Genomic DNA, 13,947 nt, shown 5'->3' with positions numbered 1-13,947 from the left:
GAAGGCAACGAGGTACCATTATGCTTTGCCGCCCGGGCGGGCAAAATCTGCTGCCGGCTACTTAAGTTGGGTGGTGAGGAAGTCGTAAAGCAGGCGCACGGCGGTGCCGGTGCCGTTTTTGCCGCGGTAGCTGTCGGGGGCAGCGAGGAAGGCCGGGCCGGCAATGTCGAGGTGAATCCAGGGGTAGCCCTCGGCAAAGCGCTCCAGGAACTTGCCGGCCGAGATGGCGCCGGCTTCGGCCTTGCCCAGGTTGTTGATGTCGGCAATGTCGCTCTTGATGTGCTCGGCGTACTCGTCCCAGAGCGGAAACTCCACGATGCGCTCGTGGGTGCGGCGGCCGGCTTCGGCCAGGGCCTGCATCACCGACTCGTCGGCGGTGCCCATGGCCACGATGCCTTCCTTGCCGATGGCGCGGGCCGCCGAGCCGGTGAGCGTGGCCGCGTCGATAACGAGCTGGGGCTGGTACTTGCGGGCAAAGCTGAGCGCGTCGGCCAGGATGAGGCGGCCCTCGGCGTCGGTGTTGAGCACTTCCACCGTCAGGCCGCTGTGCATGGTGATGACGTCGCCGGGCGCGAAGGCGTTGCCGCCGGGGCGGTTGTCGGTGGCCGGCACCAGGGCTACTACGTGCAGCGGTACCTGGTTTTTGGCCAGCGCGAACATTACGCCCGTCATGGCGGCGGCGCCGGCCATGTCGCACTTCATCAGATCCATGCTGCCGGGCGTGGGCTTGAGGCTCAGGCCGCCGGTGTCGAACACCACGCCCTTGCCCACCAGCACGTAGGGCCGCTCGTTGCGGGCGCCCTCGGGCTTCCACTCCATAATGGTGAACGTGGGCGGCTCGGGGCTGCCCTGGTTGACGGCCAGCAGTCCGCCCATGCGCAGCGACTCGATGTGGGCCATGTCGAAAACCTCGGTAGTGAAGCCCGCGCGCTGCCCGGCCGCCGCCATCTGCTCGGCAAAATCGGTGGCCGTGAGCTTGTTCTGGGGCATGTTCACCAGGTCGCGGGCCAGCGTGACTCCCTGCAGCAGGTTTTCCAGCTGCGCGGCTTCGGCTTCGTCGAGGCCCACCAGCACCAGCTGCTCCAGGTCGGCGGGCTTTTTCGACTTCTCGTCGGTTTTGTAGCCCTCAAACTGGTAGGCCGTCAGGTACAGGCCCTCGGCCAGCGCCCGGGCGCCCTGCCGCTGGGCAGTCAGGTCCAGCACGTACAGCGTCTTGACCTTGTCGGCCTTGAGCTGGGCGTGCAGGCCGTGGCCGCTTTTGCGCAGCTCCTCGGCCACCAGCGCCGGGGTTTTCTTGTCGGCGGCCACCACCACGTACAGCCGGTGCGAGTACAAATTCACGGCAAACAGCTTGCGGTCGGCGGCCAGCTGCTCGTCGGCGTAGCGCTGGGCGGCTTCGGGCAGCAGCGGCGCTTCGGCGGGCAGCGCGGCGGTGCCGGCGGGCAGGATGAGCACGAGGTCGGCCGCGGTACCCTCGGGCAGCGTGGCGGCGGTGGTGAGGTGTAGTGACATAGGAGCGTAACTTTGGGCCGCAAGTTATCGGGTTGTTTCGTTGCGGCCCGTGTTTCCCCCTAATCCCCGCCCGTTTGGACCGCGTCGCCCCCAAAAAACACCTCGGCCAGCACTTTTTGGCCGACCTGAACATTTCCCGGCGCATCGCCGAGTCGCTGCGTTTGCCCGACGGCGTGCGCCACGTGCTGGAAGTGGGCCCCGGCATGGGTGTGCTCACCCAGTTCCTGCTCGAGCGCCGGGCCGAGTACGAAACCACGGTGGTGGAAATCGACCGCGAATCGGTGGCCTACCTCAAGGTGCACTTCCCGGGGCTCGAAGGCCGCATCCTGGAGGCCGACTTCCTGAAAATGAAGCTCGACCAGCAGTTCGCAGGCGCGCCGCTGAGCGTCATCGGCAACTTTCCCTACAACATCAGCACCCAGATCTACTTCGCCATTCTGGCCCACCGCCAGCAGGTGCGCGAGTCGGTGGGCATGATTCAGAAGGAAGTGGCCGAGCGCATTGCGGCCGGGCCGGGCTCCAAAACCTACGGCATCCTGAGCGTGCTGGTGCAGGCCTGGTACGACGTGGAGCTGCTGTTCCTGGTGGGGCCGCACGTATTTGTGCCGCCGCCCAAGGTGCAGAGCGCGGTGCTGCGCCTCACCCGCAACCAAACCCTGCAGCTCGACTGCGACGAGGCCCTGTTCTTCAAGGTGGTGAAGCAGGCCTTCTCGACCCGCCGCAAAACCATGCGCAACTGCATGAAGCCCTTTGGCCTCTCGGCCGAGGTGGTGGCCGACCCCTTGTTCGACAAGCGCGCCGAGCAGCTCAGCGTGCAGGACTTCGTGGGCCTGACCCAGCTGGTAACGGCTGCCCGCCAGGTCAGCCCGGGCGAAGCTCTTTAACCCAAGCCACCAATCAACCCCTTGCATGAAAAAAGCGGCATTCCTGAGCCTGATCATCGTCCTGCTGGCGGCTTTCCGCCCGGCACCCGCCGAGTTTGAAGGGCGCATCATCTACCAGTACTCCTTTACCGACCTGCAAGGCAACGACATCACGGCCAAGCTCACGCCCTACTTCGGCCAGCAGCAACGCTATTTCGTGAAAGGCGCCGCCTACAAGGCCCTCAACGAGCGCGACGAATGGGTGCAGCTCTACGAGCCGGGCGCCAACGTCTACCACTACTTTGCCGGCGGCAAGCTGGTGCAGACCTTCCCGGCCGGCGACCCGGCTGGGCCCGCCAAAACCACCCGGCTGACCAAGCCGGAAACCGTGCTGGGCCGCAGTTGCCAGGGCGTGCAGATCGAGGCCGATGGCGTGGCCACCACCTATTACTTTGCCCCCGACGTTTGGGTAAACCCGGCGCTGTACCGCCAGCACAACTTCGGGCACTGGAACACGCTGATGGAGGCCAGCAAGGGCGCTCTGCCACTGATGTTTTCCTCGGTAAACACCCAGCAGGGCTTCATCATGAAAGCCGTGGCCATTGAAGTGACGCCTATGCAACTCCGCGCCGAGGACTTCGCTTTCCCGGCCAGCATTCAGAAATAAGCCGATGCCCCTTTCCACCTGCCTGGTTATCGATGAAATGCACCCCACACTCAAGGCCCTGCTCCGGGCCGAGGGCGTGCAAATGGATTACGAGCCCGACCTGCTGCCCGCCGAAGTGCCCGCCGCCCTGGCCGAAAAGCCCTACCAGGGTTTGGTGGTGCGCAGCAAAGTGCGCGTGACGGCCGAGCTGCTGCGCCACGGCCGGCACCTGCGCTACGTGGCCCGCGCCGGCGCCGGCATCGACAACATCGACATGGCGGCGCTAACGGCGGCCGGCGTGCAGCTGGTAAACGCGCCCGAGGGCAACGCCCAGGCCGTAGGCGAGTTCACGGTGGGCTTGCTGCTGGCGCTGCTGCGCCAGGTGGCCGCGGCCGACGCCGAGGTGCGCCGCGGGCAGTGGCAGCGCGAGGCCAACCGCGGCTACGAGCTGAGCGCCCGCACCGTGGGCATTCTGGGCGCCGGCCACATGGGGCGCAGCCTGGCCCGCTGCCTGCGCGGCTTCGGCTGCCAGGTGCTGGGCCACGACCACGACCCCGCGGTGCCAGCCCCCGACTACCTGCCCCTGGTCTCGCTCGGGGAGCTGCAGGAGCGCGCCGACGTGCTCAGCATTCACATTCCCTACTCGCCCGAAAATCACCAGTTCGTGAACGAGGAACTGCTGAGCGGCTTCCGGCAGCCGCTATGGCTGCTCAACACCGCCCGCGGCGAGGTGCTCGACCACGCCGCCCTGCTGCGGGCCCTGGGCAGCGGGCAGGTGCGCGGCGCGGCCCTCGACGTGCTCGACAACGAGCGGCTCACCGCCCTCAAGCCCGAGCAGCAGGCCCGCTTCGAGGCGCTGCGCGCGGCGCCCAACGTGGTGCTCACCCCGCACGTGGCGGGCTGGACCCACGAGTCGTACCGGCGCATCAACGAGGTGCTGGCCAGCAAAATAGGCGCCCTGCTGCGCGGCTGAGGCGCGGCTGCCCCCGGCCCGGCAATTCCCGGCGGGCGGGGCGGCGGCGGCGGCCGGCTTGCGTTCGGTAGGCAGGGATTCGTATATTTGCTCTTGCCTGTTCGGGAGAACGGCTGGCAAACGCCGGCCGTTCTCCTTGTTTTTTACCTGATTGCCCCTTTCCTCGTCATGGCCGTTAACTATTATACCCCCGAAGGCTTGCAGAAGCTCAAGGACGAACTGCAGGACCTCAAAATCCGCGGCCGGGCCGAAGCCGCTGAACAGCTGCGCGAGGCCCGCGACAAAGGCGACCTGAGCGAAAACGCCGAGTACGACGCCGCCAAGGAAGCCCAGGGTTTGCTGGAGCTGAAAATCTCGAAGCTGGAAGAAGTGATTGGTAACGCCCGCGTCATCGACGACTCCAACCTGGACGCTACCAAGGTGCTGATCCTGAGCAAGGTGAAGCTCAAAAACCTGAAGAACAACATGGTGCTCGACTACCTGCTGGTGGCCGAGGAAGAAGCCAACTTGGCCGCCGGCAAAATCTCGGTGAAGTCGCCCATCGGCAAAGGCCTGCTGGGCAAGTCGGCCGGCGACGTGGCCGAAATCACGGTGCCCGCCGGCAAGCTGCACTTCGAGATTCTGGAAGTAAGCCGCTAAGTTTTCGGGTGACCGGTACCAGGTGATACGTAACCCGTCAGCTGGTACCGCAACCACCTCAACCCGTACCAAGCCAGGCGGCGGAGCATCGTGCTCCGCCGCCTGGCTTTTTCGCTTACTTTGGCCTGCCGTGCCCGCCGGTACGGGTTACGTGTCACCTGTCACTTGTTACCTCCCATGCCATCCATCTTTTCCCGCATCGTTTCGGGCGAGCTGCCCGCCTTCAAGGTGGCCGAAGACGAGCGTCACCTGGCCTTTCTCGACATCACCCCGCTGGTGGAGGGCCACACCCTGGTGATTCCCAAGCGCGAGGTCGACTACATCTTCGATTTACCTGCCGACGAGCTGGCCGCCCTGCACCAGTTTGCCCAGCGCGTAGCCCAGGGACTGAAGGAGGCAGTAACCTGTAAGCGCATCGGCGTGGCCGTGATTGGGCTGGAAGTGCCCCACGCTCACATTCACCTCATTCCGATGAACCGGGTGTCGGACATGAACTTCGCCAACCCCAAGATCAAGGTGGAGGAGGCACGTATGCGCGAGCTGGCCGAGGCCATTGCCGCCCAGGTGCCCGGCGCCGAGGGCCAGCCGGCCGAGCGCCCGGCTCCGGCCCCCGCGGGCGGTTCCGCCGAGGCGGCCAACGACCCGGCCGTGACGGCGCTGCGCGAGATGAGCGCGGGCCTCACGTACATGAGCGAAACCGACTCGCCGCTGACGGTGGTGAGCTACCCCGCGCCGGCCGGCAACTTCACCAACGGCGCCCTGCTCAAGCTACTGGGCCAGCCCGCCGACACGGCCGTGGAAACCCAGGAGCTGACCTACTTCCTGCGCAACCATACCGCCGACGACGGCGTGCTGGGCAACCCCGAGCTGGCCAACCGCTTCAAGGCCCTGCAGATGTACCTCAAGCAGGAGCTGGAAGACACCAAGGTGTACCGCGTGGGCCAGGGCCCCGAGCTGCAGGCCTACGTGCTGGGCAAAACCAGCGCCGGCAACCTGGTGGGCTTCCAGGTAACGCTAGTAGAAACCTGATAACGAACCCCCGCAACCCAAAAAGGCGCTGCCACGGCTGAGTAGCCGTGGCAGCGCCTTTTTGGGCCCTGATTCCGCCCCAACGCTAGCGGGTGGGGCCGGTATCGGTGCGCGGCTCGAGCTGCTCCTGGGCCGCGCGGGGCAGCTGGCTAAGCAGGTCGAGGCCGGTGGCGGCTTCGATGGCGTCGATGCTGGTGCGGTAGCGGCCCCAGTCGGGCGAGATGCTGTTGTCGTTGGGGGTGTCGACGGCGATGAGGCGGGCCTGGCCGGCGGCGGTGCGCTGCACGTCGTTGCTGCCCTGAGGCAACACTACCAGCACTTTCCAGATGCGCTTGGGCACCGTGACGCGGCCCTGGTCGAGGGTCTGGGCGGGGCCGTTGGCGCCGCTGCCGCCGCGGCCGTAGCTGCCCATGAGCACGTAGACTTCGTTGCCGGCAGCCACCAGGTCGCGGCTGTACTCTTCGAGCTGGTTCCAGGTGCGCTGGTTGTTGTTGGGCGCCTGGGGCACCATGTTGGTCATCAGGAAGGTGCTGGAGTTATCGTCGAGGTCGAAGGTGCGGTCGGCCGAGGGGCAGTTGTGGCCCTTGTCGAAGCCTGAGCCGGAGTAGGACTGGCGCGAGACGGGGTACCAGCCGCGGGGCAGGGCGGGGTCGGGGCGGAAGTCGTCCTGGCGCGGGGCTTGGCCCAGCCAGGCCGGGCTCAGGTGCCAGGCCACCCAGGTAGGAATGCCCCGGTCGCGGGAGTAGCTGAGCGCGAACTGGGGCTTCACCATCAGGTAGTTGTTGGGCGACTTGAGCGCATCGGAGCTGGCGCCGCTGGGGTTGCCCAGGCTCAGCGGGTCGTCGCGGTGGGCGCCGGCGGCGCCTGGGCTCCTGGGGGCTTGGGTGCTGGGGGACTTGGCTGGCTGCTGGGGCTGGGGGCTGGCCGGTGTGTTGGCTACCGCAGGGGCGCCGGCGCGGTAGGGCTCCACGGTGAAATCGTCGAGGTTGAGGCGGTCGTCGCCGCCGTCGGTCTTGCGGATTTCCAGCCGCAGCGGCCCGGGACGATTCACGGCCAGCTCCACGGGCAGGCCGGGGCCTTCCACCTTCACTGCGGTGGCCACGGGCTGCCAGCTGCGGCCGCGGTCGGTGGAGGCGAAGAGCTGGAAGCGCACGGCCCCGTCCTGGCCGTAGCTGGCGGCGAACAGGCGCACGCGGCCGGCGCCGGCGGGCAAGTCGAAGCGCAGCTGGGCGCGGCCCTTGCCGCGCAGGCGCAGGGCTTTCTGGCCGTGCTTGTGGTCCTGCTCGCTGCTGCCGATGAGCGCGTCGTCGAGCAGCCAGGGGCCGGTGCTCAGGGTTTCCTCGCCCGGGGCGTAGCCGCCCTTGCTGCCGCTCTCAAAGGTTTCGGTGAGGCTGCGGCCGGCCTGGGCAGGCTCGGTGCTGATGACGGTGGCTACGCTGGGGTCGGTAGCGGCGGGCGGGGCGGGGGCCGTGGTGGCGGTTTCGTCGCCGGCGCGCTGGAAGCAGGCGGCCAGGGAGCCGGCGAGCAGCAGGCCGCCGAGCAGGGGAGAGACGGAGAGGCGCATAGGCGGGCAAGATACGGCGCGGGCGTATTGCGCCGATGAGGAAACCACCGGGCCCGCGCTGCTTGCCTACCCCCGGCTGCCCTCCCGCGCTTGATGCGGAACATGGGGAAGCGGGTAGCTACGGCTCCAGGCCGAAGTGCTATTGGTTTAGTCTGAAACTGGTTTTAAGCGTACGGGGGCCTCCATTTAGAACCCTTAGCTTCTACGAAACACTTACTCGCACTGTACTAAGCGGGGCTTGAACGTGGTGAGCTGGTAAAAACACGAACAGCAGGGGTGGAAGCAGGCAATGAGCAGTCATTTTTTGCGGCCGCCGAACCGGTAACCCCACGCCCCGAACCGCACTTTGCCGCTACCTTTCGCCCGCCCAACCCGAACCCCTACCCCATGACCCCACGCTACGCCCGATTTCTCGCCGGCCTCGGCCTGACGGCGGCCCTGGCGGCCACCGGCTGCCAGTCCAGTACCGACACCACTTCCACCGCGGCCAGCGGCAGCCCGGCCGACCAGGCCTTCGAGCAGTACAAGGCCCAGTTCATCGACTCGCTCTGGTACTACAACCCCGGCTGGGCCAGCAGCCAGGGCTACCACCGCTACGACTCCCTGCTGGTGCTGCCCACGCCCGGGCGGCGGCGCATGGAGGCCAAGGCCAACCAGCGGCGGCAGCGCGAGCTGGCTGCCCACCCGGTAGGAGGGCTGTCGGTCAACAACCAGACCGACTACCGGCTGATGCTGAACCAGCTGCGCGCCGAGCGCTGGTACCTCGACACGCTGCGCAGCTGGGAGTGGAACCCGGCCCAGTACAACGTGGGCGAGCCGGTGGCCGAAATCCTGAACGGCCGCTACCAGCCCCTGGACCGCCGCCTGCGCAGCATCTCCATGAAGATCAGCCGGGCGCCGGAGTACTACGAGGCGGCCACCGAAAACGTGAAGAACCCTACCCGGGAACACCTGGAGCTGGCCATTCTGCAGAACCGCGGCGGGCTGGAGGTATTCGGCCCGGCCCTGCTCGACAGCGTGAGCCGCTCGGGACTGTCGGCCCGCGAGAAGGAGGAGCTGCGCGGGCGCATTGCCACCACGCGCCTGGCCATCGAGAACTACATCGGCTTCCTCGACAAGCAGGCCCGGCCCACGGCCACGCGCTCGTTCCGCATCGGCCGGGAGCTGTTCAACCAGAAGTTCGCCTACGACATCCAGTCGGCCTACTCGGCCGATGAGGTCTACGGCAAGGCCCAGGCCCACAAGCGCGAGCTGCTGCGCGACATGGCCCGGCGCGCCACCCGCCTGTGGCCCAAGTATTTTGGGCAGCAGCCCCTGCCGGCCGACACGCTCACCCGCATCCGGCAGGTGATTGGCAAGCTCACCACCCAGCACGCCACGCCCGCGGGCTTCGTGGCTGCGGTGCGCCAGCAGATTCCCGAGCTGGTGAAGTTCGTGGATGAGAAGCAACTGCTGACCCAGGACCCCACCAAGCCGCTGGTGGTGCGCGAAACCCCGCCCTACATGCGCGGCAGCGGGGCCGGCGCCTCCATCTCGGCCCCCGGGCCCTACGACAAGTCGGCCAACACCTACTACAACGTGGACCCGCTCACGGGCACGCCCACGGCCCAGGCCGAAAGCTACCTGCGCGAGTACAATCACTACACCCTGCAGATTCTCAACATCCACGAAGCCATTCCGGGCCACTATACCCAGCTGGTGTACGCCAACCAGTCGCCGAGCCTGATCAAGGCGGTGCTGGGCAACGGGGCCATGATTGAGGGCTGGGCCGTGTACGCCGAGCGGATGATGCTGGAAAACGGCTACGGCGGCGGCTCCGACGAAATCTGGCTGATGTGGGACAAGTGGAACATGCGCGTGACGCTCAACACCATCGTCGACCACCTGGTGCAGACCCAAAACGCCGGCGAGAAGGACGTGGTGGCCTTGCTGATGGGCGAGGGATTCCAGGAAGAAGCCGAGGCGCGCAACAAGTGGCGCCGGGCCACGCTCTCGCAAGTGCAGCTGAGCAGCTACTTCACCGGCTACACCGAAATCTACGACCTGCGCGAGGAGCTCAAGCGCCAGCAGGGCGCGGCCTTCAACCTGAAAACCTTCCACGAGCAGTTTCTAAGCTACGGCTCGGCCCCGGTGAAGTACATCCGCCAGATGATGCTCAAGTAGCTTCGGCCCGCTAACCGACCACGCAAAACGCCCCGCCGCGCAACCGCCGGCGGGGCGTTTTGCGTTAGCAGGCCATTGACTAGGCCGGTATAAGCGGGGTTGCCCGGGTGCTGCGCCGGCTACCTGCCCTTTATGGACGTACTTGACACCAACGATGGGGGGCTGCGCCGCCTCACCCACGAGCACCCGAAGGTGCTGGCCAAGTTCACCTCGACCCGCGACTGCGCCGCCTGCGAGCTGCTGGCGCCCCACCTGACGCAGTTCGCCGCCGACCCCGCCTACGCCGACATTACCTTTCTGCGCCTCGACAGCGACGAAAACCCGGTAGCCCGCCAGCTGATGAACGAGCGGGCCGCGCCGTTTTTCGTTTCCTACTACCAAGGCCGCCTGCTGGAGTGCGACACGCTCACCAACCAGGCCCAGGTGCGCGAGCAGCTGGACCGGCTGCGGCGCTACGCGGCCACGCACTGAAGCTGGGGGCAGCCGGAGCGTTTGGTTAGGTAGGCCCGCGCCGCGGGCGTAGCTTCGCGCCGTGTTTTTCGTGCTTTCCAAGATTCTGGACGTAGCCCTGCTTCCGGTGGTGTGGCTGCTGGCCGCGCTGCTGGCCGCCGTGCTGAGCCGCAGTGCGCGCGGGCGCCGCCGCTGGCTGCTGGTGGCCCTGGCGCTGACGGCGGTGCTCACCAACCCGGCGCTGAGCAACTGGGCCCTGCGGGCCTGGGAGCTGAAGCCGGTGCGCCTGTCGGAGCTGGGAGCCGCGCCCTACGATGCGGCCGTGCTGCTGACCGGCATCACCGAGCCCCGGCAGCGCCCCCACGACCGGGTGTACCTCGACCGCGGCGCCGACCGCCTGCTGCACACGCTCTGGCTGTATCGGGCCGGCAAGGTGCGGCGCATCATCGTGGCGGGTGGCTCGGGGGCTTTGCTGCCCGAGGCCGGGGCCCGCACCGAAGCCCGGGAGCTGGCCGTGCTGCTGCGACTGGCTGGGGTGCCCGCCCGCGACATCTGGCTGGAGGAGCGCAGCCGCAACACCCGCGAAAACGCCCTGTTTACCCGCGAGCTGCTGCAGCGCCACCCCGGGGTGCGGCGCCTGGTGCTGGTAACCTCGGCCTTTCATATGCGCCGGGCCGCGGGCTGCTTCCGCCGCGCCGGCCTCGATGCCGTGGCCTTCCCGGCCGCCTACTACACCCTGCCGCCCCAGCCCACGCCCGAGTTCTGGCTGCTGCCCAGCGCCGAGTCCCTGGTACGCTGGGAAGTGCTTGCCCACGAAGTCGCCGGCTACCTGGTCTACCGCCTGCTGGGCTACTGCTAAAGCGCCGGTAACCAACGCCATGTAGCGCGAACTGAAAGTTCGCGTGGACCAGAACGACCTCTTTCGGAAATACGCGAACTGAAAGTTGGCGCTACAATGCCGTAAACGGGCGGCGCTACTCCGTTTTCTGCCGGGCGCCGCCGTCTTTTTCGCCGCCGATCCAGATGCTTTTCTGGTTGACGAACTCGCGGATGCCCAGGTGGGACAGCTCGCGGCCGTAGCCCGACTTCTTGATGCCGCCGAAGGGCATTTCGGGGGTGGAGGCCACCAGGGCATTCACGAACACGGCCCCCGACTCGATCTGCCGGGCTACCCGCTCGCCGCGCTGTTCGTCGCGGGTCCACACCGCGCCGCCCAGGCCGAAGCGCGAGTCGTTGGCCAGGCGGATGGCGTGGGCCTCGTCGCGGGCCACCAGCACCGAGGCTACGGGGCCGAACAGCTCCTGGTCGTAGGCCGGCATGCCGGGGCGCAGGTTGCTCAGAATTACGGGCGCAAAGCGGGCCGTGCCGGGCGCCGACTGTCCGCCGTACAGCTCAACTTTTGCGCCCAGCTGCACCGAGTCTGCCACCTGCTTGGTCAGCTCGTCGGCTAGGTCGGGGCGGGCCAGGGGGCCGTACTGGGTGGTTTCGTCGAGCGGGTCGCCGCCGCGCATTTCCAGCAGGTGCGCTTTCAGCAGGCGGATAAACTCGCGGGCCACCGGCCGCTCCACGATGAAGCGCTTGGCGGCAATGCAGCTCTGCCCGGCGTTGATCATGCGGGCCTGGGCGGCGGTCTGGGCGGCCAGCGCCAGGTCGGCGTCGGCCAGCACCACGAAGGCGTCGGAGCCGCCCAGCTCGAGCACGGTTTTCTTGATGTGGCGGCCGGCCGCGGCGCCCACCTGGCTGCCGGCCCCCTCGCTGCCGGTGAGCGTGACGGCCTGCACGCGGTCGTCGGCAATGAGGCCCTCCACGTCCCGGGACTCGAGCAGCAGGGTGCGGAAGGCGGCGCGGGGCAGGCCGGCGTCGTGAAAGATTTTTTCCAGGGCCAGGGCGCACTGCGGTACGTTGGAGGCGTGCTTGAGCAAGCCCACGTTGCCGGCCATCAGGGCGGGGGCGGCAAAGCGGATGGCCTGCCAGAAGGGAAAGTTCCAGGGCATGATGGCCAGCACCACGCCCAGCGGCTCGTGGGCAATGAAGCTGCGCCGGGCCTTGGTTTCGATGAGCTGGTCGGCCAGCATCTGCTCGGCGTGGGCGGCGTAGTAGTCGCAGGTGAGGGCGCACTTGAGCACCTCGGCGCGGCCGTCGCGCAGGGGCTTGCCCATTTCCAGGGCCATGAGGCGGGCCAGCGCGTCCTGCCGCTCGCGCAGCAGCGCGGCCGCCCGCGTGAGCACCCGGGCGCGCTCGGCAAACGACGAGCGGCGCCACTGGCGGGCGGCGCGGTCGGCCTGGGCCACAATGCGCTCGACCTGGGCGGGGGAGTGGGGGCGGAAGCGCCGCAGCTCGCGGCCGGTGTAGGGGTTGAAAGAGGCAATGGGCATGGGAGCGGGGCTGATACGGGTGGGATGGGCAAGGTACGTACGGGCGGCCGCCGGGGCGGTTTGAGCCGGGCGGCCTGGCTGGGGCGGCTGCTTTGCCGGGCCGCGCTGCTATTTTACCGCGGCAAGGTGTATTTTTGGCCGAATACCCAACCACCAACGCCCGGGGCTGTTACCAACCACCAACGCACCACTACACCGTATCCAGCTTGCTGAACGAGCCGCAGCCCCCCGTTTCCGAAGAACTGCTCGTGACCCGATTGCGGGCCCGCGACGAGTCCGCCCTGGCGGAGTTCTACGACAAATATTCCCCCGCCCTGTACGGCGTCATCCTGCGCATCGTGCGCCGCGAAGAGGAAGCCGAAGACGTGCTGCAGGAGGCACTGGTCAAAATCTGGCACTCGTTTGCCAGCTACGACCCCTCCAAAGGCCGCCTTTTTACCTGGGTGATGAACGTGTGCCGGAATCTGGCCATCGACAAAATCCGCTCGCGCCAGTACCGCGTAGGTAATCGTACCCAGCCGCTGGACGACAGCCCCGCCGAGTATACCCCGGCCGAGGCTACTTTCCGGCCCGAGCACCTGGGGCTGCAGGAAATCACGCGTCAGTTGAACCCCGATCAACGGCAAATCATTGACCTGCTGTATTTCGGCGGCTACACCCAGAGTGAGGCCGCCGAGGAATTGAACCTGCCCTTGGGAACCGTGAAAACCCGCGCCCGCGCCGCCATCAAAGTCCTCTCTAAACTGATTCGGTAACCGTGAACATCCAGGACTACATCGAATCAGGCCAATTGGAGCTGTACGTGCTGCAGCAGCTTGCCCCGGCCGAGCAGGCCGAGGTGGAGCAGCTGGCGGCGCAGCACCCCGCGGTGCGCGCCGAGCTGGAGCGCATCGAGCAAGCGCTGAACGGCTACGCCGCCGCCCACGCCCAGCAGCCCCCCGCCGGCATGCGCGAACGAGTACTGGCGGGCTGGCAGCAGGCCATCCGCGCCGCCGGGCCCCAGGCTTCAGCCGCTCCTCTGTCTGAGCAAACCACGCCGCCGTCTGCCCCCGAAGCCGTGGTGCGCCCCATGCCCGCTCCGGCGGCCGACGAGCAGCCGGCCGGCTCGGGCCGCTGGTACCGCTGGCTGGCCGCCGCCGCCGTAGCGCTGCTGGTGTTCAGCGCCGGGGCCAACCTGGTGCTCTACAACCGCTGGCGCGACGCCGAAACCAACCTGCTGGCCGTGCGCAACGACCAGGCCCGGGTGGCGGCCACCATGCAGGTGATGGAGAAAAAACTGGGTCACCGCACCCAGGAGCTGGCCGTGCTGCGCAGCGAGGAGTTCCGCCCGGTGGTGCTGCGAGGCGTGGCCGCCGCGCCCGGCGCCCGGGCCCGGGTGCTCTACAACCCCGGCAGCCACGCCGTGTACCTCGACGTGCACAACCTGCCCGCCCCGCCCGCCGGCAAGCAGTACCAGCTCTGGGCCCTCGACAAGGGCCAGCCCGTGGATGCCGGGCTGCTGACCACGGCCACGGCTGCCGGCGACAGTCTGCAACGCATGAAGGACGTGGCCAGTGCCCAGGCCTTTGCCGTGACGCTGGAGCCGGCCGGTGGCCTGCCCGCCCCCACGCTGGCGGCCCTCACGGTGATGGGGCAGATATAGCTGCTGACGCTGCGCAATAAAGACCAGCGGCCGGTTTCTCTGAGAAGCCGGCCGCTGCTCTTTATTGCGCATCTTTACCGTTCGCTATTTT

The 13,947-nt window shown here is 67.6% G+C and carries 13 protein-coding genes; 10 read left to right on the top strand and 3 right to left on the bottom strand.

The features are described 5' to 3' along the window. Window positions 1-57: 57 nt before the first annotated feature. Window positions 58-1,512 (bottom strand): leucyl aminopeptidase family protein, encoded by a 1,455-nt coding sequence (locus ACE191_RS05670; protein WP_400191218.1) that lies wholly within the window; start codon window positions 1,510-1,512, stop codon window positions 58-60. Between the two features lie 74 nt (window positions 1,513-1,586). On the opposite strand from ACE191_RS05670, the gene rsmA reads away from it, so the two are divergent. From rsmA to ACE191_RS05645, 5 genes are all read left to right on the top strand, one after another. After that, window positions 1,587-2,396, top strand: coding sequence for a 16S rRNA (adenine(1518)-N(6)/adenine(1519)-N(6))-dimethyltransferase RsmA (gene rsmA / locus ACE191_RS05665; protein ID WP_400191217.1), 810 nt, complete (start codon window positions 1,587-1,589; stop codon window positions 2,394-2,396). A 25-nt stretch (window positions 2,397-2,421) separates the two neighbouring features. Next, on the top strand, window positions 2,422-3,042 hold the full coding sequence (locus ACE191_RS05660) for a hypothetical protein (RefSeq protein WP_400191216.1): 621 nt from the start codon (window positions 2,422-2,424) through the stop codon (window positions 3,040-3,042). Between the two features lie 4 nt (window positions 3,043-3,046). Continuing rightward, window positions 3,047-3,994 (top strand): NAD(P)-dependent oxidoreductase, encoded by a 948-nt coding sequence (locus ACE191_RS05655; protein ID WP_400191215.1) that lies wholly within the window; start codon window positions 3,047-3,049, stop codon window positions 3,992-3,994. Between the two features lie 168 nt (window positions 3,995-4,162). Continuing rightward, the gene (gene greA / locus ACE191_RS05650) at window positions 4,163-4,633 is read left to right on the top strand and encodes a transcription elongation factor GreA (protein WP_400191214.1); all 471 of its coding nucleotides are present in this window, start codon (window positions 4,163-4,165) and stop codon (window positions 4,631-4,633) included. A 177-nt stretch (window positions 4,634-4,810) separates the two neighbouring features. Continuing rightward, entirely contained in the window at window positions 4,811-5,662 is an 852-nt protein-coding gene (locus tag ACE191_RS05645) for a nuclease A inhibitor family protein (RefSeq protein WP_400191213.1), read from the top strand. An 85-nt stretch (window positions 5,663-5,747) separates the two neighbouring features. Here ACE191_RS05645 and ACE191_RS05640 read toward each other — a convergent pair whose 3' ends face one another. Next, window positions 5,748-7,226 (bottom strand): DNA/RNA non-specific endonuclease, encoded by a 1,479-nt coding sequence (locus ACE191_RS05640; RefSeq protein ID WP_400191212.1) that lies wholly within the window; start codon window positions 7,224-7,226, stop codon window positions 5,748-5,750. A gap of 387 nt (window positions 7,227-7,613) precedes the next feature. Here ACE191_RS05640 and ACE191_RS05635 point away from each other — a divergent pair, with 387 nt between their 5' ends. The 3 genes from ACE191_RS05635 to ACE191_RS05625 all read left to right on the top strand — a co-directional run bounded on the left by ACE191_RS05635 (window position 7,614) and on the right by ACE191_RS05625 (window position 10,698). Then, window positions 7,614-9,389, top strand: a complete 1,776-nt coding sequence (locus ACE191_RS05635; protein WP_400191211.1) for a DUF885 domain-containing protein — start codon at window positions 7,614-7,616, stop codon at window positions 9,387-9,389. A 132-nt stretch (window positions 9,390-9,521) separates the two neighbouring features. Continuing rightward, entirely contained in the window at window positions 9,522-9,860 is a 339-nt protein-coding gene (locus ACE191_RS05630) for a thioredoxin family protein (protein ID WP_400191210.1), read from the top strand. Between the two features lie 61 nt (window positions 9,861-9,921). Beyond that, the gene (locus tag ACE191_RS05625) at window positions 9,922-10,698 is read left to right on the top strand and encodes a YdcF family protein (protein ID WP_400191209.1); all 777 of its coding nucleotides are present in this window, start codon (window positions 9,922-9,924) and stop codon (window positions 10,696-10,698) included. Between the two features lie 115 nt (window positions 10,699-10,813). On the opposite strand, the gene ACE191_RS05620 is transcribed toward ACE191_RS05625, so the two are convergent. After that, entirely contained in the window at window positions 10,814-12,214 is a 1,401-nt protein-coding gene (locus tag ACE191_RS05620; protein WP_400191208.1) for an NAD-dependent succinate-semialdehyde dehydrogenase, read from the bottom strand. Window positions 12,215-12,462: 248 nt separating this feature from the next. On the opposite strand from ACE191_RS05620, the gene ACE191_RS05615 reads away from it, so the two are divergent. Both ACE191_RS05615 and ACE191_RS05610 read left to right on the top strand, forming a co-directional pair. Then, entirely contained in the window at window positions 12,463-12,969 is a 507-nt protein-coding gene (locus ACE191_RS05615) for an RNA polymerase sigma factor (RefSeq protein ID WP_400191207.1), read from the top strand. 2 nt (window positions 12,970-12,971) lie between these two features. Continuing rightward, a complete protein-coding gene (locus tag ACE191_RS05610) occupies window positions 12,972-13,856 on the top strand; it encodes an anti-sigma factor domain-containing protein (protein ID WP_400191206.1) in 885 nt (294 codons plus the stop codon). The last annotated feature ends 91 nt before the right edge of the window (window positions 13,857-13,947 follow it).

Origin of the sequence: Hymenobacter sp. B81, assembly GCF_044628455.1 — a bacterium.
GTDB lineage: Bacteria > Bacteroidota > Bacteroidia > Cytophagales > Hymenobacteraceae > Solirubrum.
Note: the sequence above shows the minus strand (reverse complement) of the source record. Positions and strands in the feature narration are given on the sequence as shown.

What these genes read in the sequence shown, in the direction of transcription:
- ACE191_RS05655 (WP_400191215.1), top strand. Translation starts at nt 3,047, where the DNA reads ATGCCCCTTTCCACCTGCCTGGTTATCGATGAAATGCACCCCACACTC.
- ACE191_RS05630 (WP_400191210.1), top strand. Translation starts at nt 9,522, where the DNA reads ATGGACGTACTTGACACCAACGATGGGGGGCTGCGCCGCCTCACCCAC.
- ACE191_RS05640 (WP_400191212.1), bottom strand. Translation starts at nt 7,226, where the DNA reads ATGCGCCTCTCCGTCTCTCCCCTGCTCGGCGGCCTGCTGCTCGCCGGC.
- greA (WP_400191214.1), top strand. Translation starts at nt 4,163, where the DNA reads ATGGCCGTTAACTATTATACCCCCGAAGGCTTGCAGAAGCTCAAGGAC.
- ACE191_RS05645 (WP_400191213.1), top strand. Translation starts at nt 4,811, where the DNA reads ATGCCATCCATCTTTTCCCGCATCGTTTCGGGCGAGCTGCCCGCCTTC.
- ACE191_RS05635 (WP_400191211.1), top strand. Translation starts at nt 7,614, where the DNA reads ATGACCCCACGCTACGCCCGATTTCTCGCCGGCCTCGGCCTGACGGCG.
- ACE191_RS05670 (WP_400191218.1), bottom strand. Translation starts at nt 1,512, where the DNA reads ATGTCACTACACCTCACCACCGCCGCCACGCTGCCCGAGGGTACCGCG.
- ACE191_RS05620 (WP_400191208.1), bottom strand. Translation starts at nt 12,214, where the DNA reads ATGCCCATTGCCTCTTTCAACCCCTACACCGGCCGCGAGCTGCGGCGC.
- ACE191_RS05660 (WP_400191216.1), top strand. Translation starts at nt 2,422, where the DNA reads ATGAAAAAAGCGGCATTCCTGAGCCTGATCATCGTCCTGCTGGCGGCT.